Source organism: Ramlibacter sp. Leaf400, from assembly GCF_001424545.1.
Classification (GTDB): Bacteria; Pseudomonadota; Gammaproteobacteria; order Burkholderiales; family Burkholderiaceae_C; genus Ramlibacter.
Genome location: NZ_LMQL01000015.1, coordinates 119,561 through 140,198, shown reverse-complemented (window position 1 = coordinate 140,198; position 20,638 = coordinate 119,561). Strand labels below are relative to the sequence as shown.

General features: G+C 70.9%; 18 protein-coding genes. 8 read left to right on the top strand and 10 right to left on the bottom strand.

All coding sequences use genetic code 11. The features are described from left to right. Nucleotides 1–2: 2 nt before the first annotated feature. Entirely contained in the window at nt 3–2,270 is a 2,268-nt protein-coding gene (locus ASG30_RS21770) for a HAMP domain-containing histidine kinase (protein WP_055902205.1), read from the bottom strand. Between the two features lie 177 nt (nt 2,271–2,447). Here ASG30_RS21770 and trxA point away from each other — a divergent pair, with 177 nt between their 5' ends. From trxA to ASG30_RS21745, 5 genes are all read left to right on the top strand, one after another. Next, nucleotides 2,448–2,780, top strand: coding sequence for a thioredoxin TrxA (gene trxA / locus ASG30_RS21765; RefSeq protein WP_055902201.1), 333 nt, complete (start codon nt 2,448–2,450; stop codon nt 2,778–2,780). A gap of 294 nt (nt 2,781–3,074) precedes the next feature. Further along, complete coding sequence (gene rho / locus ASG30_RS21760) at nt 3,075–4,340, top strand: transcription termination factor Rho (protein ID WP_055902198.1); 1,266 nt, start codon at nt 3,075–3,077, stop codon at nt 4,338–4,340. 91 nt (nt 4,341–4,431) lie between these two features. Then, nucleotides 4,432–4,692 (top strand): type B 50S ribosomal protein L31, encoded by a 261-nt coding sequence (locus ASG30_RS21755; RefSeq protein ID WP_055902195.1) that lies wholly within the window; start codon nt 4,432–4,434, stop codon nt 4,690–4,692. Nucleotides 4,693–4,793: 101 nt separating this feature from the next. Further along, entirely contained in the window at nt 4,794–6,482 is a 1,689-nt protein-coding gene (locus ASG30_RS21750; RefSeq protein ID WP_055902192.1) for a hypothetical protein, read from the top strand. Further along, complete coding sequence (locus tag ASG30_RS21745; RefSeq protein ID WP_055902189.1) at nt 6,482–7,834, top strand: MATE family efflux transporter; 1,353 nt, start codon at nt 6,482–6,484, stop codon at nt 7,832–7,834. Before ASG30_RS21750 ends, ASG30_RS21745 begins: the two co-directional genes overlap by 1 nt. Here the strand turns inward: ASG30_RS21745 and phoR are convergent. The 7 genes from phoR to pstS form a co-directional block, all read right to left on the bottom strand. Next, on the bottom strand, nt 7,782–9,140 hold the full coding sequence (gene phoR / locus ASG30_RS21740; RefSeq protein ID WP_055902185.1) for a phosphate regulon sensor histidine kinase PhoR: 1,359 nt from the start codon (nt 9,138–9,140) through the stop codon (nt 7,782–7,784). The genes ASG30_RS21745 and phoR overlap by 53 nt on opposite strands. 19 nt (nt 9,141–9,159) lie before the next feature. Then, nucleotides 9,160–9,870: a phosphate regulon transcriptional regulator PhoB gene (gene phoB / locus ASG30_RS21735; protein WP_055902182.1), complete on the bottom strand. Its 711-nt coding sequence runs from the start codon at nt 9,868–9,870 to the stop codon at nt 9,160–9,162. A gap of 7 nt (nt 9,871–9,877) precedes the next feature. Next, nucleotides 9,878–10,579: a phosphate signaling complex protein PhoU gene (gene phoU / locus ASG30_RS21730; protein ID WP_055902179.1), complete on the bottom strand. Its 702-nt coding sequence runs from the start codon at nt 10,577–10,579 to the stop codon at nt 9,878–9,880. A gap of 11 nt (nt 10,580–10,590) precedes the next feature. Beyond that, nucleotides 10,591–11,364, bottom strand: a complete 774-nt coding sequence (pstB, locus tag ASG30_RS21725) for a phosphate ABC transporter ATP-binding protein PstB (protein WP_055902175.1) — start codon at nt 11,362–11,364, stop codon at nt 10,591–10,593. A 25-nt stretch (nt 11,365–11,389) separates the two neighbouring features. Next, complete coding sequence (gene pstA / locus ASG30_RS21720; protein WP_055902171.1) at nt 11,390–12,286, bottom strand: phosphate ABC transporter permease PstA; 897 nt, start codon at nt 12,284–12,286, stop codon at nt 11,390–11,392. Then, nucleotides 12,283–13,248, bottom strand: coding sequence for a phosphate ABC transporter permease subunit PstC (gene pstC, locus ASG30_RS21715; protein WP_156385653.1), 966 nt, complete (start codon nt 13,246–13,248; stop codon nt 12,283–12,285). The genes pstA and pstC overlap by 4 nt, the downstream gene beginning before the upstream one ends. A gap of 124 nt (nt 13,249–13,372) precedes the next feature. After that, the gene (gene pstS, locus ASG30_RS21710) at nt 13,373–14,410 is read right to left on the bottom strand and encodes a phosphate ABC transporter substrate-binding protein PstS (RefSeq protein ID WP_055902167.1); all 1,038 of its coding nucleotides are present in this window, start codon (nt 14,408–14,410) and stop codon (nt 13,373–13,375) included. A gap of 190 nt (nt 14,411–14,600) precedes the next feature. Between pstS and ASG30_RS21705 the strand changes: the two genes are divergently transcribed. The 3 genes from ASG30_RS21705 to ppx are packed head-to-tail and all read left to right on the top strand — an operon-like array spanning nt 14,601 to nt 17,818. Further along, nucleotides 14,601–15,089 carry a fasciclin domain-containing protein gene (locus ASG30_RS21705; protein ID WP_055902164.1) on the top strand — a complete coding sequence of 163 codons (489 nt, stop codon included), beginning with the start codon at nt 14,601–14,603 and terminating at the stop codon, nt 15,087–15,089. Between the two features lie 58 nt (nt 15,090–15,147). Continuing rightward, on the top strand, nt 15,148–16,287 hold the full coding sequence (locus tag ASG30_RS21700; protein ID WP_055902163.1) for an ABC transporter substrate-binding protein: 1,140 nt from the start codon (nt 15,148–15,150) through the stop codon (nt 16,285–16,287). A gap of 46 nt (nt 16,288–16,333) precedes the next feature. Then, nucleotides 16,334–17,818: an exopolyphosphatase gene (ppx, locus tag ASG30_RS21695; RefSeq protein WP_055902160.1), complete on the top strand. Its 1,485-nt coding sequence runs from the start codon at nt 16,334–16,336 to the stop codon at nt 17,816–17,818. A gap of 261 nt (nt 17,819–18,079) precedes the next feature. Here the strand turns inward: ppx and ASG30_RS21690 are convergent, their stop codons facing one another. Together ASG30_RS21690 and ppk1 are read right to left on the bottom strand one after the other, a co-directional pair. After that, nucleotides 18,080–18,538, bottom strand: coding sequence for a SixA phosphatase family protein (locus ASG30_RS21690; RefSeq protein WP_055902156.1), 459 nt, complete (start codon nt 18,536–18,538; stop codon nt 18,080–18,082). Then, nucleotides 18,529–20,625 (bottom strand): polyphosphate kinase 1, encoded by a 2,097-nt coding sequence (gene ppk1, locus ASG30_RS21685; RefSeq protein ID WP_055902153.1) that lies wholly within the window; start codon nt 20,623–20,625, stop codon nt 18,529–18,531. Before ppk1 ends, ASG30_RS21690 begins: the two co-directional genes overlap by 10 nt. Nucleotides 20,626–20,638: the final 13 nt, after the last annotated feature.

Genomic DNA, 20,638 nt, shown 5'->3' with positions numbered 1-20,638 from the left:
GATCAGGCCGGCGACGACGCCGCGATCTCGAAGAAGAACTCGGTTCGCACGCCCGGCTCGCTGGTGAAGTCGATGCGGCCGTGGTGGGCCTCGACGATGGCGCGGCAGATGCTCAGGCCCAGGCCGGTGCCGCCGCGCTGGCGGCGGTCGGAGGCGTCGGCCTGCGCGAAGCGCTCGAACACGCGCGAGCGGAAGCTCTCGGGCACGCCGGAGCCCTGGTCGACCACGCTGAACCGGGCGGTCCCGTCGACCAGGGCGACGCCCACGTGCACCGTGCCGCCGCGCGTCGAGAACTTGACCGCGTTGGCCACCAGGTTGATCGCCACCTGCAGCAGCCGGTCGGGATCGCCCAGCACCGTGGCCTCGGGGCCCTCCTCCAGCACCAGCTGGACGCCGGCCGCATCGGCCACCGGCTGCACGTCGCGCAGCGCCTGCCGCGCGATCAGCCGCAGCTCGCACGGCTCCATCATGTACTGCATGCGCCCCGAGGCGATCTTCTCCTGGTCCAGCATGTCGTTGACCAGCCGCACCAGGCGGTCGCAGCTCTGGACCGACAGCGTCACCAGTTCCTTGGCGTCGTCGGGCAGCTCGCCCGCCATGCCCAGCTGCAGCAGGTGCAGCGAGCCGTGGATCGCCGTCAGCGGCGTGCGCAGCTCGTGCGAGACGGTGGAGACGAATTCGCTCTTGAGCCGCTCCACCTCCTTGCGCTGCGAGATGTCGTGCACGAAGGCGGCGAAGAAGCGGTCGGGCCCGGTGTCCACCAGGCCGACCTTGGTCTCCACCGAGATCTCGCGCCCGTAGCGGTCGACCATGATGCGTTCGAAGGCCTCGTGCACCAGCGCCGACCGGTCGCCCTGGTGGAACTGCTGCAGCGCCTTGTGCACCGTCCCGGCGTAGCGCGGCGGCACCAGCGTGTCGGCCAGCTGCCTGCCGACGATCTCCTCGCGGGTCCAGCCGAACAGGCTTTCGGCCCGGCTGTTCCACTCGATGACCCGGCCCTGCAGGTCGACCGCGAAGAACGGGTCCTGCGCCGACTCCAGGATCACCTGCACCCGCCTCTCGTTGGCGCGCACGCGCTCGAAGGCCAGGCGCAGCTTGGCGGTGCGCTCCTCCACGCGCCGCTCCAGGCCCGCGTTCAGCTCGCGCAGCTCGGCCTCGTTGTGCCGCAGCTTCTGCATGAGGGACTGCAGGGCGCCGCCCAGCACGTGCACCTCGCGGTAGGCCGAAGGCGGCACGACCAGCGAGGGCGCGCCGCCCTCCTCGATGGCCCGCGCGCCGCGGGCCAGCTGCAGCAATGGCCGGGTGATGTTGCGGGCGGCCAGCCAGCCCACCAGGCTGAAGAGCAGCGCGATCACCACGCCCCAGACGATCAGGTGCAGCCGCAGCTGCTGCACCGGTTCGTGGGCCTGCCGCAATTCCTGCCGCACCAGGATCGACCAGCCCATGCCGGGCGACTGCTCGAAGCCGCGCGTGCGGGCGTAGCCGACCAGGTAGTCGTTGCCGTCGGGCCAGCGTTCCACGTCGTGGCCGTTGTCGCCGCTGGCGGCGCGCGCGAGGGTGGAAAGCTCCAGGCGCCGGTCCTGCAGCGCCTCCGGCCCGAGCAGCACCGTGCCGCCGCTGGAGACGATCAGCGGCTCCACCGTGCTGTGCCGGTCGACGGGCGTGAAGATGGTCGCGCGCGCATCGCGCGCCCAGTTCCAGGACACGTGGGCGGCCAGCACGCCCACCAGCGCGCCGCTGGCGTCGTGCACGGGGAAGGCCACGTCGAAGAAACGCGGCGGCTCGCCGCCGCCCTCGGGGGCCAGCAGCCTGGCCAGCAACACGGCCTCGTGCACGTCGCCCAGGTGCCGGCCGGCCAACGCCTCCTTGAACCAGGGCCGCCCGGAGACGTCCACGCCTTCCAGCATGCCCTGGGTGGCGACGCGCACCACGCCCGAGACATCGGTCAGGCCCAGCCAGGCGTAGTGCCGGTAGCTCGCCCGCAGGGCCTCGATCTCGCGCGCGACCTGGGCCCGGTCGTCCATGCGCCCGATGCGCCCGGCCATCAGCTGGACCTCGCGATAGCGTTCGTAGATCGCGCGGTCGAGGCGGCTGGCGGTCTGGTGCGCCAGGTCCGACAGGCGGTTGCCGATGTCGATGCGCACCTGCCGGCTGCCGGTGTTCGCGCCGACGGCGCTCAGGACGACTGCCAGCAGCACCGACATCAGGGAGAAGGAAATCGCCAGGTAGGCGCCCAGGCTGCGGGGCGGGCGCGGCTGCGCCGCTTTCATGAGGGCTGGAACGCTGTCATCGGAGCCGGGATTGTGCCGGCTCGCCGCACGCGGGTCTTCGCTATCTCGTCCATAGCCTGCGCCCCGGCCCCGCCGCCGGTGCGGGCCCTTGGATTCTGTGAAAATGCATCGAACTGGAGCGAGCCAGACGTCCGCCCACAAGAAAGGAACCTTCCCATGGCCAGCGATCTCATCAAGCACATCTCCGACGCGAGCTTCGAAGCCGACGTCCTCAAAGCCGACAAGCCGGTGCTGGTGGACTACTGGGCCGAGTGGTGCGGCCCCTGCAAGATGATCGCGCCCATCCTCGACGAGGTGTCCGCCACCTACAAGGACAAGCTGCAGATCGCCAAGATGAACGTGGACGAGAACCGCGACATCCCGGCCAAGTTCGGCATCCGCGGCATCCCCACGCTCATGCTGTTCAAGGGCGGCCAGCTGGCGGCCACCAAGGTGGGCGCCCTGAGCAAGGCGCAGCTGACGGCGTTCCTCGATCAGCAACTCGCGTAGCGAGTTGCTGATCAGAGGGGCTAGGGACTAGGGGCTGGGGGCTAGGGAACAGCCAAGCCCCCCGAAAACCCTAGCCCCTAGCCCCTAGCCCCTAGCCCCTAGCCCCTAGCCCCTAGCCCCTAGCCCCTAGCCCCTAGCCCCTTCCCCTATAATCCCCCCCAACGCTGACCTGCCGCGCGCGGCGCGTCAGCTCAAGCTTCCGGTCTGCAGGGCGCCTCTAGCCTCGCGAGAGACCTTCCCCCCAAGAACTCCCACAACAAGCCCCGCCGGGGTGCACCCACCGCAGCCGCAGCCATGCATCTGAACGAACTCAAGGCGCTCCACGTCTCCGAAGTCCTCAAGCAAGCCGAGGAACTGGAAATCGAGAACACCGGCCGCATGCGCAAGCAGGAGCTGATGTTCGCGATCATCAAGAAGCGCGCGCGGGCCGGCGAGCAGGTGTTCGCCGACGGCGTGCTGGAGATCCTGCCGGACGGGTTCGGCTTCCTGCGCAGCCCGGACACCAGCTTCACCGCCAGCACCGACGACATCTACATCTCGCCCTCGCAGGTGCGCCGCTTCAACCTGCACACCGGCGACATGATCGAAGGCGAGGTGCGCACGCCCAAGGACGGCGAGCGCTACTTCGCGCTGACCAAGCTGGACAAGGTCAACGACGGCCCGCCGGAGCAGAACAAGCACAAGGTGATGTTCGAGAACCTCACGCCCCTGTTCCCCAAGCTGCAGATGAAACTGGAGCGGGACAACTTCAAGGGCGAGGAGAACGTCACCGGCCGCATCATCGACATCATCGCGCCCATCGGCAAAGGCCAGCGCGCCCTGCTGGTGGCCCCGCCCAAGAGCGGCAAGACGGTGATGATGCAGCACATGGCCCACGCCATCGCGGCCAACTACCCGGACAGCCACATGATGGTGCTGCTGGTGGACGAGCGGCCCGAGGAAGTGACCGAGATGCAGCGCTCGGTGAAGGGCGAGGTCATCGCCTCCACCTTCGACGAGCCGGCCGCCCGCCATGTGCACGTGGCCGAGATGGTCATCGAGCGCGCCAAGCGCCTGGTGGAGCTGAAGAAGGACGTGGTGATCCTGCTGGACTCCATCACCCGCCTGGCCCGCGCCTACAACAACGTCGTGCCCTCCTCGGGCAAGGTGCTCACCGGCGGCGTGGACGCCAACGCCCTGCAGCGGCCCAAGCGCTTCCTGGGCGCGGCGCGCAACGTGGAGGAAGGCGGCTCGCTGACCATCATCGCCACCGCGCTGATCGACACCGGCTCGCGCATGGACGAAGTGATCTTCGAGGAGTTCAAGGGCACCGGCAACAGCGAGATCCACCTGGACCGCCGCCTGTACGAAAAGCGCGTGTTCCCCTCCATCCAGCTCAATCGCTCGGGCACGCGCCGCGAAGAGCTGCTGCTGGCCCCCGAGATCCTGCAGAAGACCCGCATCCTGCGCCAGTTCATGTACAACATGGACGAGATCGAGGCGATGGAGATGGTCCTCAAGTCCATGAAGGCCACCAAGACCAACGTCGAGTTCTTCGACATGATGCGCCGCGGCGGCTGAGCCTGCGGCCGGCTATAATCGTGGGCTTTTGCGGCAAGTAGCCCAGACTTTTTCTGGACCGGCTCCCGCACCGACCTGGAAGGATCATCAAATGGCCAAAGAAGGCATTCACCCGAACTACCGCGACGTGCTGTTCGTGGACCTGTCCAACGGCTTCAAGTTCGTCACCCGCTCCTGCGTGAGCACCAAGGAGATGGGCAAGACCGAAGACGGCCGCGAGCTGCCGCTCTTCAAGCTGGACACCTCCAGCGAGTCGCACCCCTTCTACACCGGCACCCAGAAGTCGGTGGACAACATGGGCGGCCGGGTCGAGAAGTTCCGCAACCGCTTCGGCAAGACGGCGGTCAAGTAAGCCGGCTACGCCAAGCGCGAGAGGGGCAGCACGGGTGACCGCGCTGCCCTTTTTCTTGGTGCCCCAAGAGCGGCACCCCGGCCCATGAACCCCCCGCCCGCGTGAACCAGCCGACCCCCGCGATCGTCGCCCAGAGCGCCGTGCGGCGGCTGCCGCGCCTGGCCCTGCTGCTGTTCTGCGCGGCCTACGTCATCCCCGGCTTCGTCGGCCGCGACCCCTGGAAGAACGCCGACGTCACCGCGTTCGGCTACATGTACGAGCTGGCCGTGGGCCGCGCCGGCTGGCTGGCCCCCACGCTGCTGGGCCAGCCGCCCGAGTTCGACGCGCTGCTGCCCTACTGGCTGGGCGCCTGGGCGATGAAGCTGGCGCCGGGCTGGCTGGCGCCGGACTTCGCCGCCCGCCTGCCCTTCGCCGGCCTGCTGGCCCTGACGCTGCTGGCCACCTGGTACGCGATCTACTACCTGGCCCGCACGCCGCGCGCCCAGCCCGTGCCCTTCGCCTTCGGCGGCGAGGCCCATCCCACCGACTACGCCCGCGCCATCGCCGACGGCGGCGTGCTGGCGCTGATCGCCTGCCTGGGGCTGGCGCAGCTCTCGCACGAGACCACGCCCGCGCTGGCGCAGCTGGGGTTCTCGGCCCTGGCCTTCTTCGGCGCGGCGGCACTGCCGTACCGCATCGCGGCCCCGCTGGCGGCCTCGGTGGTCGGCCTGGTCGGGCTGGCGCTCTCCGGGGCGCCTTCCACCGCCGTCCTGCTGGGGCTGGGCAGCGCCGCCGCCACCCTGCTGGACGAACCGCCCGAGGGGCGCTCGCGCCGCAGCCAGTGGCTGTGGGTGGCGCTGCTGGTGGCCGCGTCGATCGCCGCGGCCGCCCTGGCCAGCGCCCTGGACCTCTGGCGCTGGCGCATCGACTCGCCGGCCGAGCGCGAGCTGAAGGCGCCGCTGCGCCTGCTGCTGTGGTTCACCTGGCCGGCCGGTCCGCTGGCCGCCTGGACCGTGTGGCGCTGGCGCCGCCAGCTCGGCGCGCGCCACGTCGCGCTGCCGCTGTGGTTCACGATGGTGGCCATCGTCTCCACGCTGCTGACGCACTCGTCCGACCGCTCCCTGCTGCTGGGCCTGCCGGCGCTGGCCACGCTGGCCGTGTTCGCACTGCCCACCCTGAGGCGCAGCGTGTCGTCGCTGATCGACTGGTTCACCCTGCTGTTCTTCAGCGGCTGCGCGGTGGTGATCTGGGTCGTGTGGGTCTCGCTGCAGACCGGCGTGCCGGCCAAGCCGGCGGCCAACGTCGCGCGGCTGGCGGCCGGCTTCGAGCCGACCTTCTCGCTGATCGCCTTCGCGGCGGCGCTGGGCGGCACGGTCGCCTGGGGCTGGCTGGTGCGCTGGCGCGCCGGGCGCCACCAGGCCGCGCTGTGGAAGAGCTTCGTGCTGCCCGCCGCCGGCGCCGCCCTGTGCTGGCTGCTGATGATGACGCTGTGGCTGCCAGTGCTCGACTACGCCCGCAGCCACCGCCCCGTGGTGCAGGGCATCCGCCAGTCCATGGACCAGCCCGGCTGCGCCGAGGTGTTCGGCCTCAGCCGCGGCCAGATCGCGGCCCTGAGCTTCCACGGCGGCCTGGAGCTGCGCTCGGCCGGGCCGCGCAGCCAGTGCCCCTGGCTGATCGTCGGCTCCGAGTACCAGGCGTCCGCCTCGATGGCGATGGACATGAAGCAGTGGCGGCTGCAGGCCACCGTGCGCCGCCCTACCGACGCGCGCGACAACGTCCTGCTCTACCGCCACCAGAAGCGCGGCGGCTGATGTCGGAGCTGCGCGTGATCGCCCGCCATGCGGGCACCGTGCTCGTGGGCCAGCTGGCCACCATGGCCTTCGGCGTGGCCGACACGGCCATCGCCGGCCGCTACGCACCGCAGGCGCTGGCCACGCTGTCGGTCGGCTCGGCGGTCTTCATCAGCATCTTCGTCGGCCTGCAGGCCCTGGTGCAGGCGCAGCTGCCGGTGTGGGCGGAGCTGCGCGGCGCCGGCCGCCACGCGGAGGTCGGGCGCTCGGTGCGCCAGGCCGGCTACCTGTGCGCGATCGCCATGGTGGCGGGCCTGGCCGCCCTGCTCCATCCCGACCCGCTCCTGCGCTGGGCCGACGTGCCGCCCGAGCTGCAGCAGCAGGTCAAGGCCTACCTGGGCGTGCTGGCGCTCGCGCTGCCGCCCGCCCTGCTGTTCCGGGCCTGGTCGACGCTGAACCAGGCGCTCGGCCGGCCCACGCTGGTGACCTGGCTGCAGATCGGCTCGCTCGCGCTCAAGGTGCCGCTGTCGATCTGGCTCACGTTCGGCGGCCTGGGCGTCCCCGCCCTCGGACTGGCCGGCTGCGCCTGGGCCACGGTCATCGTCTACTGGCTGCTGGTGGTGCTCGCGGCGGGGCTGCTGCGCACCCACCCGCTCTACACCCCCTACGCCATCTGGCGGCGCATCGAGCCGCCGCACGGGCCGACCCTGCGCGCCTTCGCCCGGCTGGGCATCCCGACGGCGCTGGCGGTGATCGTGGAAGTCACATCGTTCACGCTGATGGCCCTCTTCATCGCGCGCCAGGGCACGGTGGCCGCCGCCAGCCACCAGATCGCGAGCAACCTCGCGGCGGTGCTCTACATGATGCCGCTGTCGCTGGGCCTGGCCACCAGCGCGCGGGTGAGCTGGTGGCTGGGCGCGCGCGACGAGCGCGGCGCCCGCGCGGCGCTGCGCACCGGGCTCAAGCTCGCGGTGCTGCTGGCCGGCGGCTCCGCGCTGCTGATCGCGCTGTCGCACCAGGGGATCGCGCGCCTGTACGCCGGCGACAACCCGCAGGTGGTGGCACTGGCCGGCACGCTGCTGCTGTGGGTGGCGCTGTACCACCTGGCCGACGCCACCCAGGGCATGTGCTTCTTCCTGCTGCGCAGCTACGGCGTGGCCGCGCGGCCGCTCCTCGTCTACTGCGTGCTGCTGTGGGGCGTGGGCCTGGGCGGCGGCTACCTGCTGGCCTACCGGGGCCTGGGGCCATGGCCGGCGCTGCAGGCGCCGGGGGCTTTCTGGAGCGCGGCGGCGCTGGCCCTGGCGCTCACCGCGGCGGTCTTCATGGCGTTGCTGTCGCGGGTCGTGCGTCTGCGGCGCCCGGCGACCGCCTGAGCGTCCTCACCCGGCTGGCCGGAAACACCAGCGAGAAGGTCGACCCGGCGCCCGGCGCGCTGTCGATGCGCAGCTCGCCGCCATGGCGCTGCACCACGTGCTTGACGATCGCCAGGCCCAGGCCGGTGCCGCCGGTCTCGCGCGAGCGGCTGCGGTCCACGCGGTAGAAGCGCTCGGTCAGGCGCGGCAGGTGCTCGGGGGCGATGCCCGGGCCGGTGTCGCGCACCGAGAACTCGGCCCGCCCCTCGGACAGCGGGCGCCACTGCACCTGGATGCGCCCGCCCACCGGCGTGTAGCGCACCGCGTTGCTCACCAGGTTGGACATGGCGCTGAGCAGTTCGGGCCCGGCGCCGGCCACCTCCATCGCCTGCGGCGCGTCGAAGGCGAATTCGTGCGAGGACTTGCCCAGCACCGCCGACAGCGCGCGGGCGTCCTGTTCGCACTGCGCCAGCAGCGCCGCCACCGGCGTCCACTCGCCGGCGCCCGGCGGCGGGCTGCCCTCCAGCCGCGACAGCGTGAGCAGGTCGCTCACCAGCGTCTGCATGCGGCCGGCCTGCTGCGCCATCAGCGCCAGATAGCGCGTCTGCTCGGCCGGCGACAAGGGCAGGTTCTGCAGCGTCTCGATGAAGCCGCCCAGCACGGTCAGCGGCGTGCGGATCTCGTGCGAAACGTTGGCCACGAAGTCCCGCCGCATGGTCTCGGCCTGCTCCACGCCGGTCACGTCGCGCGAGAGCAGCAGCTTGCGGCCCTGGCCGTAGGGGTGCAGCTGCACCGACAGGCGCAGCGGCCGCCCCGGCGCGGTGTCGCGGCCCGGGATCACCACGTCGTGCGAGTAGTCGTTCTGGGCGTTGTAGGCGCTGAAGGCGGGCTCGCGCAGCAGGTTGCCGATGGCCTGCATCAGGTCGCGCTGCGGATCGATGCCCAGGTGGTGGGCGGCCGTCTGGTTGGACCACTCGATGCGGCCGTCCGGGTCGAGCAGCACCACGCCGTTGGGCGAGGCCTGGATGGCGGCCAGGAAGGCCTGCAACCTGTCGGTGGCCTCCTCGGCGCTGCGCTCGCGCGCCCGCAGCGCCCGCCGCACGCGGTCGGCCGCCTCGCCCCACAGGCCCACGCCCACCGGCGGGTCCGACTCGGCGCCCTGGCGCAGCCAGCGCACGAAGCGCCCGCCGCGCGCCAGGTCCAGCAGCAGCCACACCAGGCCGCCGGCCACCAGGCCGGCGATGGCGCCGCGCTCGCGCGCCAGGAGCCAGCCGCCCAGCCCGCCCGCGACCTGGCAGAGCAGGAAGCTGGAGATTCGCCAGAGCATCGTGCAGGGACCGGCGGCGTCAGCCGGCCCGCGCCACGGCCTGCGGCTGCGCCGTCAGGCGGTAGCCGGCGCCGCGCACCGTCTCCACCATCGCGCCGGCCGTGCCCAGCGCCTCGCGCAGGCGCTTGACGTGCACGTCCACCGTGCGCTCCTCGATGAAGACGTGGTCGCCCCACACCTTGTCCAGCAGCTGCGAGCGGCTGTGCACCCGCTCCGGATGCTTCATCAGGTAGTTGAGCAGCTTGAACTCGGTCGGGCCCACCTTGAGCGGGTGGCCGCGCCAGCTGACCCGGTGCGTGGCCGCGTCCAGCGCCAGCTCGCCGATGGCCACCGCCTCCGCGTCCTGCTCGGGGGCACGGCGGCGCAGCACCGCGCGGATGCGCGCCAGCAGCTCCTGGGTGGAGAACGGCTTGGTGATGTAGTCGTCGGCGCCGGCGTCCAGGCCCGCCACCTTGTCCGGCTCGTCGCCACGCGCGGTCAGCATCAGGATGGGAATGGCCTTGGTGCGGGCCGAGGAGCGCCACTTGCGCGCCAGCGCCAGGCCGCTCTGGCCGGGCAGCATCCAGTCGAGCAGGATCACGTCGGGCAGCACGGCGTCGAGCTCGCGCTGCGCGGCATCGCCGTCCTCGGCCCAGATCGGCTGGAAGCCGTTGTGGCGCAGGTTCACGGCCACCAGTTCGGCGATGGCGGGCTCGTCCTCGACCAGCAGCACGCGGGGGATGTTCTTCATCGGCCTTCTACTTCAGGGCGGACTCGATCTGCTCCAGCGAGGTGTGGCGCACGTCGGCGCCCTTGACCACGTAGATGATGAATTCCGCGATGTTCTTGGCGTGGTCGCCGATGCGCTCGATCGCCTTGGCCAGGAACAGCAGGTCCAGGCTGGCCGAGATGGTGCGCGGGTCTTCCATCATGTAGGTGATCAGCTTGCGCACGAAGCCGTCGAACTCCTTGTCGATCAGGTCGTCCTCCTTGAGGATGGCCACCGCGGTCGCGGTGTCCAGCCGGGCGAAGGCGTCGAGCGCCTTTCGCAGGAGGCCCGAGGCCAGGTCGGCGGCGACGCGCAGCTCGGAGGCGGGCAGCGCGCGGGCCGAGCCGCTGTCGATGATGGAGCGCACCATGCGCGCGATCTTGGCGGCCTCGTCGCCCACCCGCTCCAGGTTGGCGGTGGTCTTGGAGATCGCCATCAAAAGGCGCAGGTCGCGCGCGGTGGGCTGGCGCCGCGCGATGATGGACGACAGCTCGCGGTCGATGTCCACCTCCATCGCGTTGACGCGGTTCTCGGTCTTCAGCACCTGCGAGGCGGCCTCGGCGTTGAACTGCGCCAGCGCGTAGATCGCCTGGCGGATCTGCGCCTCGACCAGCCCGCCGAGCTCCATCACGCGGGAGGAGACGCCGTTGAGCTCGCTGTCGAACTGGGTGGAAAGGTGCTTGTCGGGCATGTGGCTCTCCGTCAGCCGAAACGGCCGGTGATGTAGTCCTCGGTCTCCTTGCGCTTGGGCTTGAAGAAGATCTGTTCGGTCTCGCCCACCTCCACCAGGTCGCCCAGGTACATGTAGGCGGTGTAGTCGCTGCAGCGGGCCGCCTGCTGCATGTTGTGCGTGACGATGACCACGGTGTAGTCGTCCTTCAGCTCCGCGATCAGCTCCTCGATCTTGGCGGTGGAGATCGGGTCCAGCGCCGAGCAGGGCTCGTCCAGCAGCAGCACCTCCGGCCGGATGGCGATGCCGCGGGCGATGCACAGGCGCTGTTGCTGGCCGCCCGAGAGGCCGGCGCCGCTCTGCTCCAGCTTGTCCCGCACCTCGTTCCACAGCGCCGCCTTGCGCAGCGCCCATTCGACCCGCTCGTCCATGTCGGTCGCGCTCAGGCTCTCGAACAGGCGCACGCCGAAGGCGATGTTCTCGTAGATCGACATCGGGAACGGCGTGGGCTTCTGGAAGACCATGCCGATCTTGGCCCGGATCAGGGCCACGTCCTTGCGCGAGGTCAGCAGGTTCTCGCCGTCCAGCACGATCTCGCCCTCGGCGCGCTGCTCGGGGTAGAGCTCGTACATGCGGTTGAAGGTGCGCAGCAGCGTGGACTTGCCGCAGCCCGAGGGGCCGATGAAGGCCGTCACCTTCTTCTCCGGGATCTCCAGGTTGATGCCCTTGAGCGCGTGGAAGCGGCCGTAGAAGAAGTTCAGGTTCCGCACCGAGATCTTGGCGGGCGCGGGGACGATGGGATTCATGTCTTTGCTTGCCTCTTGGAGAAGGTCAGAGCTTGTTGCGGGTCAGCACGCGGGCCAGGATGTTCAGGCCGAGCACCGCCGCGGTGATGAGGAACACGCCGGCCCAGGCCAGCTGCTGCCAGTTCTCGTAGGGGCTCATCGCGAACTTGAAGATGGTCACCGGCAGGCTGGCCATGGGCTCGGACAGGTCCGAGGTCCAGAACTGGTTGTTGAGCGCCGTGAACAGCAGCGGCGCGGTCTCGCCGGAGATGCGGGCCACCGCCAGCAGGATGCCGGTGACCACGCCGGCGCGGGCGGCGCGCAGCGTGATGCTGGTGATGACCTTCCACTTGGGCGCGCCCAGCGCGTAGGCCGCCTCGCGCAGCCCGGACGGCACCAGCGTCAGCATGTTCTCGGTGGTGCGGATCACCACCGGGATCACGATCAGCGCCAGCGCCATCGCGCCGGCCCAGCCGGAGAACTGCTTGAAGCGCGCCACCACCACCGCGTAGATGAACAGGCCGATCACGATGGACGGCGCCGACAGCAGGATGTCGTTGACGAAGCGCGTGGTCGAGCCCAGCCAGCCCCTGGGGTCGTACTCGGCCAGGTAGATGCCGGCCAGGATGCCGATGGGCGTGGCCACGAAGGTCGCGATCATCACCATCAGGAAGGAGCCGTAGATGGCGTTGGCGATGCCGCCCGCCTCGTTGGGCGGCGGCGTCATCTGGGTCAGCGTCGCCCAGGCCAGGCCGCCGATGCCCAGCCGCACGGTCTCCCAGAGGATCCACAGCAGCCAGAACACGCCGAAGGCCATCGCCGCCAGCGACAGCGCCAGCGCCACGCGGTTCAGGCGCTTGCGCGACGCGTACCGGCGCTCGCGCGCGGTGGCCGCATCGTGCGCGGCGATCAGGCGCTCGCCCGTTCCCGTGCCGCCGCTCATGACTTGGTCCCCTCGCCCTTGCGCAGCCGCGACAGCAGCAGCTTGGACAGGGCCAGCACCACGAAGGTGATGAAGAACAGCACCAGTCCCAGGTAGATCAGGGCCGACTGGTGCAGGCCGCTGGCCGCCTCGGCGAACTCGTTGGCCAGCGCCGAGGTGATGCTGTTGGCCGGCTCGAACAGCGACAGCGAGTTGAGCTGGTTGAAGTTGCCGATGACGAAGGTGACCGCCATGGTCTCGCCCAGCGCGCGGCCCAGGCCCAGCATGATGCCGCCCACCACGCCTGCCTTGGTGTAGGGCAGCACGACGCGCGACACCACCTCCCAGGTGGTCGAGCCCAGCGCATAGGCCGATTCCTTGAGCATCGGCGGCGTGACCTCGAAGACGTCGCGCATCACGGCGGCGATGAACGGGATGATCATGATGGCCAGGATGATCCCGGCCGACAGGATGCCGATGCCCACCGGCGGCCCCGACACCAGCGCGCCCAGCCAGGGCACGCCCGCCAGCAGCGACTGCAGCGGCTGCTGCACGAACTGCGCGAGGATGGGGCCGAACACCAGCAGGCCCCACATGCCGTAGACGATGGAGGGCACGGCCGCCAGCAGCTCGATGGCGGTGCCCAGCGGGCGCTTGAGCCAGGCCGGCGACAGCTCGGTGAGGAACACCGCGATGCCGAAGCTGACCGGCACCGCGATCACCAGCGCGATCAGCGAGGTGGCCACCGTGCCGTAGATCATGACCAGGCCGCCGTACTCGTTGGCGACCGGGTCCCAGGTGGTGCTGAACAGGAAGCCGAGCCCGTAGGCCTCGATCGCCGGCCAGGCGCCGATGAAGAGCGAGACCATGATGCCGCCGAGCAGGGCCAGCGTGACGAGGGCCGCGCCCCGCGCGGCCCAGCCGAACAGCGTGTCGACCCACGCGCCGCCGAAGGCCGGCCGCCGGGGGGGAGGCGAACTCATCGTGCGCTCCCCGCGGGAGCCATCGCGCGGAATCTCGAGGACGGCCTCATGGGCCGGCAGTGTAGAGGACACGTCGGTCCTTCCCTTTGTCGAAAACGGGCGGCGCGGGGCCGCCCTGGTGGGTTCAGCGGGTGGCGACGGCCTTGCCCGAACCGTCCTTCAGCTCGGTGGCCCACAGCTTCTCGATCTGGGCCTTCACGTTGGCCGGCATCGGCACGTAGTCCAGGTCCTGGGCTGTCTTGTCGCCGCTCTTGTAGGCCCACTCGAAGAACTTCAGCGTGGCGGCGGCCTGCGCCGGCTTGTCCTGCACCTTGTGCATCATGATGTAGGTGGCCGTGGTGATCGGCCATGCCTGGGCACCCGGCTTGTTGTTCAGGATCTGGTGGAAGGTCTTGCTCCAGTCCGCGTTCGCGGCCGCCGCGGCAAAGGCGCTGTCGTCGGGGGCGACGAACTGGCCGGCCGCGTTCTGCATCAGCGCGTACGTCATCTTGTTCTGCTTGACGTACGCGTACTCCACGTAGCCGATCGCGTTGGGCAGGCGGCCCACGAAGGCGGCCACGCCTTCGTTGCCCTTGCCACCCGCGCCGGTCGGCCAGTTGACCGCCGTGCCCTCGCCCACCTTGGACTTCCACTCGGGGTTCACCTGGCTCAGGTAGTTGGTGAAGGCGAAACTGGTGCCCGAGCCATCGGCGCGGCGCACCACGGCGATCGCCGCGTCGGGCAGGTTCAGCGACGGGTTCAGCGCCTTGATGGCGGCGTCGTTCCACTTGGTGACCTTGCCCAGGTAGATGTCGCCCAGCACCTGGCCGTTCAGGCGCAGCTGGCCGGGGCCGACGCCCTTGATGTTCACCACCGGGATCACGCCGCCGACGACCGTCGGGAACTGGATCAGGCCCTTCTTGGCCAGTTCCTCGTCCTTCAGGGGCGCGTCCGAGGCGCCGAAGTCGACCGTCTTGGCCTCGATCTGCCGCATGCCGGCGCCGGAGCCGACCGACTGGTAGTTGATCTTCACGCCGGTGGCCTTGTTGTAGTCGGCCGCCCACTTGGCGTACAGCGGCGCCGGGAAGCTGGCGCCGGCGCCGGTGACGTCCTGGGCCGAGGCCAGGCCGGCGAACGACAGGGAGACCAGGCCAAGGCCGGCGACGCGGTAGAAGTTCATCATGGTTGAGTTCCTGATCCGGTTGGGGATGACGGGAACTGTAGGAAGGCTTCGTGACAGGCGCGTGACAGATCCCCGCCCGGCCGCCAGCCCGGCCTTGGCGTCATCGATGCGTCATGGACCCGTCACTGTCCCGTCACGGCCCCTGCCTACGCTCGCGGCCGTTTCCAACAACACTTTCCGGAGGAGTTTCATGTCCACCCGTCGCCTCATCCTCGCGCTCTCCAGCGCCGCCTTGCTCTCCGCCTGCGCCAGCCTGTCCGGCCCCGCCACCGTGGCCGACACCATCGCCCGCGATCCCGAGCTGTCCACGCTCAACGGCCTGGTCCAAAAGGCGGGCCTGAAGGAGACGCTCGACGCCGCCGGCCCCTACACCGTGTTCGCGCCGACCAACGAGGCCTTCGCCAAGATGCCGGCCAGGACGCTGGAGGAGCTGGGCCAGAACCCCGCCCGCCTGAAGGAAGTGCTGAGCTACCACGTGCTCCCCGCCCGCGTGACGGCCGCCGATGCCAAGGTCGGCAACGCCAGGACCGCCCAGGGCGCCAGCGTGGCCCTGTCGAAGGCCGGCACCTTCCTGATCGTGGAGGAAGCCATGGTGCAGACGTCGGACATCGCCGCCACCAACGGCGTGGTGCACACGGTCGACCGCGTGCTGACGCCGCCGGCGCCCGCCCGCCGCTGACCCCCGGCGGGGCCTGCCCCGCGCCTGCGAACAACAACAACAACAAAGGACCCTACCCATGAACTCGCGCGCTCCGATCGCGCCGCGGCGCCGCGCGCTGCTGCTGTCCACCGCCGCCACCCTGGCGGCGCCCGCCGCCTTCGCCCAGCCGGGCCGCGCCGCCGGCAAGCCCGTCACGGTGGCGCAGATCATCGACACTTCGGCGGCCCAGCAGGACGTCTCCAAGGACTTCCTGGTCGGCTCGCGCGCGGCCTGGCAGGACATCAACGCCCGCGGCGGCCTGCGCGGCCGGCCGGTCACGCACCTCGCGCTGGAGGTGGACGGCAGCACGGCCGGCGTGCGCGCCGCCCTGGCGGCGGTGCGCGACAACCCTGCCGGCGTGGTGCTCTCCGGCAGCGCGGGCGACCCCGTGGCCAGCGAAGTGGCGCGGCTGCTGCGCGAGGACAACCTCGCCATCGCCCACGCCGCGCCCTGGCTGCAGAACTCCAGCCTCGCGGTGGACGACCGCACCTTCCCCATCTTCGCCGCCCGCCAGGAGCAGATCGGCCATGCGCTGCGCTCGCTGACGGCGGTGGGTGTGCAGGACATCGGCGCGGTCTACGCCACGCCGGCCGATTTCCGCCAGTACCGCGAGGACGTGGAGCGGGTCGCCGCCGAGCTGAAGCTGCGCCTGCAGACCTTCCGGGCCGACGGCGACCTCGACCGCATGGGCCAGCGCCTGACGCCCGGCACGCCGGCCATCCTGCTGTTCGTCGGCGGAACGCCGGAGCTGGTGCAGTTCACCCAGGGCCTGGACCGGCAGCAGCGCCAGCGCTACCTGGTCGCGCTGGCCGACGTGAACCTGCAGACCCTCACGCAGGTGGGCGGCACCCGCAGCACGCCCGTCATCGCCACGCAGGCCGTGCCGATGGTGACGGCCGCCCTGCCGGTGGTGCGCGCCTACCGCGAGACGCTCGCGAGGCTGTTCGACGAGCCACCGGCCCCGCTGTCGCTGGCCGGCTTCATCGCGGCCCGCTACACGCACGAGGTGCTGTCCGAGATCGAGGGCCCGCTTACCCGCCAGGTCGCGCTGGCCGCCTTCCAGCGCCGCACGACGCTGGACGTGGGGGGCTTTCGCGTGAGCTTCGACGCGCGCCGGCGCAGCGGCGGCTTCGTCACCCAGACCCTGCTCACTCAGGACGGCCGCGTCGTCGGCTGAAAAGCACCCCATCGAAGAGCAACCCGTTTGCTATGCTGGATTTCGCATGCAGAACGGAACACTCCTGGCCGCGGTGGACCTCGGCTCCAACAGTTTCCGGCTGGAGATCGGCCGCCACGACCATGGGCAGATCCAGCGGGTCGAGTACCTGAAGGAGACGGTGCGCCAGGGCGCGGGGCTGGACGAGGCGCGCAACCTGACGCCCGAGGCCATGGCGCGCGGCCTGGACTGCCTGGCCCGCTTCGCCGAGCGGCTGGCGGGCTTCCAGCGCTCCCAGGTGCGCGCGGTCGCCACGCAGACGCTGCGCGAGGCGCGCAACCGCGACGAGTTCCTGGCCCGCGCGCACCGCGTGCTGGGCTTTCCCATCGAGGTCATCTCCGGGCGCGAGGAAGCGCGCCTGATCTACCAGGGCGTGGCCCACCTGCTGCCCCAGTCCGACGAGCGCCGCCTGGTGGTGGACATCGGCGGGCGCTCCACCGAACTCATCCTGGGCCACCAGTACGAGGCCGAGGTGACCGAGAGCTACCGCGTGGGCAGCGTGGCCTGGTCGATGCGCTACTTCCCCGAGGGCGAGTTCAGCGAGGCCGCGTTCGAGCGCGCCGAGGTCGCGGCGCAGGCCATCCTGGACGACGCCGAGGGCCGCTACGCGCGCGGCCACTGGAACCTGGCCTACGGCTCCTCCGGGACCATAGGCGCGATCGGCGACATCCTGGCCGCCGCGGGCCAGGGGCCCGGCATCTCGCGCCGGGGCCTCGCCTGGCTGATGGAGCGGTTGCTGGCCGCCGGCCACGCCGACCGGGTGCGGCTCGAAGGCCTGAAGGACGACCGCCGCCCGGTGATCGGCGGCGGGCTGTCGGTGCTGCTGGCGGTGTTCGACCTGCTGGACATCCAGCACATGCAGCCGGCCGACGGCGCCCTGCGGCACGGCGTGCTGTATGACCTGCTCGACCGCGAGCAGGCCAGCGGCGACGTGCGCTCGACCACCGTGCAGCGCCTGGCCACCCGCTTCGGCGTGGACCTGGCCCAGGCCGGGCGCGTGGGCGACGTCGCCGCGCACTTGCTGCGCCAGCTGCGCGGCGCGGCCGACGACCGCGACCGGCTCGCGCGCCACGAGCGCAAGCTGCGCTGGGCCGCTATGCTGCACGAGATCGGCAGCCTGATCTCCCACAGCGACGCCCACAAGCACGGCGCCTACATCCTGGACAACGCCGATGCGCCGGGCTTCGCGCAGCCCGAGCTGCACCGCCTGGGCATGCTGGTCCTGGGCCACCGCGGCAAGCTGCGCAAGCTGGAGGGCCAGCTGGGCGACGAGCGCTTCGTGCAGCAGCTGCTGTGCCTGCGGCTGGCCGTCATCCTGTGCCACGCCCGCCGCGATCCCGAGCTGGAGGGGCTGGTGCTCGCCGGCAAGGGCGCCGGCTTTCGCCTAACCGTGCCGCCCGACTGGGCGCGCCACTTCCCGCAATCGGCCCACCTGCTGCGCGAAGAACGCATCGCCTGGCAGAAGACGGCCTGGTCGCTCGCGCTGGCCTGAGCGGCATTCGCCCGCCCCCGGGCGGCCCCGGCGAGGACCACAAAAATTCCCATCATTCCCGCGAAGGCGGGAATCCAGGGCCTCCGCTTTCATACCCGGCCCACGTCGGCGCGCCGCGCTGGGTCCCCGCCTTCGCGGGGACGACGACTCGCGTCATTCCCGCGAAGGCGGGAATCCAGGGCTTCCGCTTTCATACCCGGCCTCGTCAGCGCGCTGCGCTGGGTCCCCGCCTTCGCGAGGACGACGGATCGAAGGCGGAAATCAAGCCGAATCCGGCGCCTGCACCGCGACGATCACCGTCTGCCTCGCGCCATCCCGCTCGCGGCAGCGCAGCCACCAGGCGGCGCCCTTGCGCACCGGGCAGTCGCTCGAGATGCCCAGCAGGTGCGCCAGCGCCTCGCCCAGCACCGGCTGGTGGCCCACCAGCAGCACGGGCTGGCGCGCATCGGGCCACTGCGCGGCCTGCAGCAGCTGCTCCACGGTGGCGCCGGGCGCGATCTCCGGCTTGAGCTTGTACTTGCGCCCCAGCGCCAGCACGGTCTGCTCGCAGCGCCGGGCCGGGCTGGCCAGGATGCGCGTGCCTTCCGGCAGCACCCGGTCCAGCCAACCGGCCACGCGGGCCGCCTGCTTCTCGCCGCGCGCGGTGAGCGCCCGGTCCAGGTCGTCCTGGCCCTCGCGGGCCTCCTCGGCTTCGGCATGCCGCCACAGGATCAGGTCCACAGCAGTTCCTCCGATACTCGGTCGCGCGCGCCGTGGCGCGCCATCAGCGCCGCCTGGGCCCCGTGGCCCCGGGGCTCCCCGGCGCCCTTGACGCGGCGGTAGGTCCCGTCTGCCATCAGGTCCCAGGCGTCGCGGTCGTCATGCAAGTAGGCGACCAGGCACTCGTCGATCACCCGCTGGCGCAGCGCCGGATCGAGGACCGGCCAGGCCAGTTCGATGCGCCGGAGCATGTTGCGGTTCATCCAGTCGGCGCTGGACAGGTAGAGCTCCTCCTCGGCGCCGGCGCGGAAATAGAACACGCGCGAATGCTCGAGGAAGCGCCCGATGATGGACCGCACCCGGATGTTCTCGGCGGCCCCCGGCAGGCCGGCCGGCAGCAGGCAGGCGCCGCGTACGATCAGGTCGACCCTGGCGCCGCGCCGCGCCGCCCGCACCAGCGCCAGCATCAGCGGCTCGTCGGTGAGCGAATTCATCTTCAGCACGATGCGCGCCTCCAGGCCGCGCGCCGCCGCCTCGCCCAGCACGTCGATCTTCTCGATCATCCGCCGGTGCAGGTGGAACGGCGCCATCAGCGCCTGGTTCAGCCGCGGCAGCCGGGTCTGGCTGGCCAGGTGCACGAAGATCGCGTCCACGTCGGCGGTCAGCTGTGGGTTGGAGGTGAGCTGGCTCAGGTCGGTGTAGAGCCGCGCCGTGCGCGGGTTGTAGTTGCCGGTGGAGAGGTGGGCATAGCGCACCAGCTGGCGCCCCTCGCGACGTGTCACCAGCAGCATCTTGGCGTGGGTCTTGAGCCCCACCACGCCGTACACCACCTGGGCGCCCACCGACTCCAGCTGCTCGGCCCAGTTGATGTTGGTCTCCTCGTCGAAACGGGCCTTGAGTTCGACGACCGCGGTGACCTCCTTGCCCTGGCGCACCGCCTCGCGCAGCAGGTCCATCAGCACCGGGTCCGAGCCGGTGCGGTAGATGGTCTGCTTGATGGCCAGCACCGCCGGGTCGTGCACCGCCTCGCGCAGGAAGGCCAGCACGCCATCGAAGCTCTCGAAGGGCTGGTGGATTAGCATGTCGCGCTGGCGCAGCTGCTCGAACACCGACTGCCCTGGCACCAGGCCCAGGGGAAAGCTCGGGTGGTACGGAGGGAACAGCAGGTGCGGCGCATCGACCAGGTCGATCAGCTGCTGGAAGCGCACCAGGTTCACCGGCCCCGGCACGCGGTACAGCGCGCCCGCCGGCAGGCCGAACTGCTGCAGCAGGAAGTTCGCCAGGAACTCCGAGCAGCCCGACGACACCTCCAGCCGCACCGCCTGGCCGTAGTGACGGTGCTGCAGCCCCAGGCGCAGGGCGGTGCGCAGGTTGCGCACCTCGTCCTCGTCCACCGCCAGGTCGGAGTGGCGGGTCACGCGGAACTGCGAGAACTGCCCCACCTCGCGGCCGGGGAACAGGTCCTGCAGGTGCGCGCGGATCACGCTGGAAAGCGAGACGAACAGCGCCTTCCTGCCCGCCACCCGGGCCGGCATGCGGATCACGCGCGGCAGCACGCGCGGCACCTTGACGATGGCGATCTCGTTCTCGCGGCCGAAGGCGTCGGCGCCGCCCAGCCGCACGATGAAGTTGAGCGACTTGTTGGCCACCTGCGGGAACGGGTGGGCCGGGTCCAGCCCGACCGGGATCAGCAGCGGCTTGACTTCGCGCTCGAAGTACTCGTCGACCCAGCGCCGCTGCGCCGGGTTGCGGTCGCCGTGCGAGACGATGGCGAGGTTCTCGGCCTCGAACGCGGGCGTGAGCGCGTCGTTGAAGAGCGCGTACTGCTGCGCCACCAGCCGGTGCACCGCGGCGGAGAGCGCCTGGAAGCTCTCGGCCGTGGACGGGCCCTTGGCACCGCCGTTGCCCAGCGCCGTGAGGTGCGGCGCCATCCGCACCTCGAAGAACTCATCCAGGTTGGACGAGACGATGCAAAGGTAGCGCAGCCGCTCCAGCAGCGGCACGTCGGGGCGCCGCGCCCAGTCGAGCACCCGCTCGTTGAAGGAGAGGATGCTGTGGTCGCGGTCGAGGAACGGGATCTCGCTATCGAGCGAGGCCTTGCCTGTCATCGGTGGGCACGTG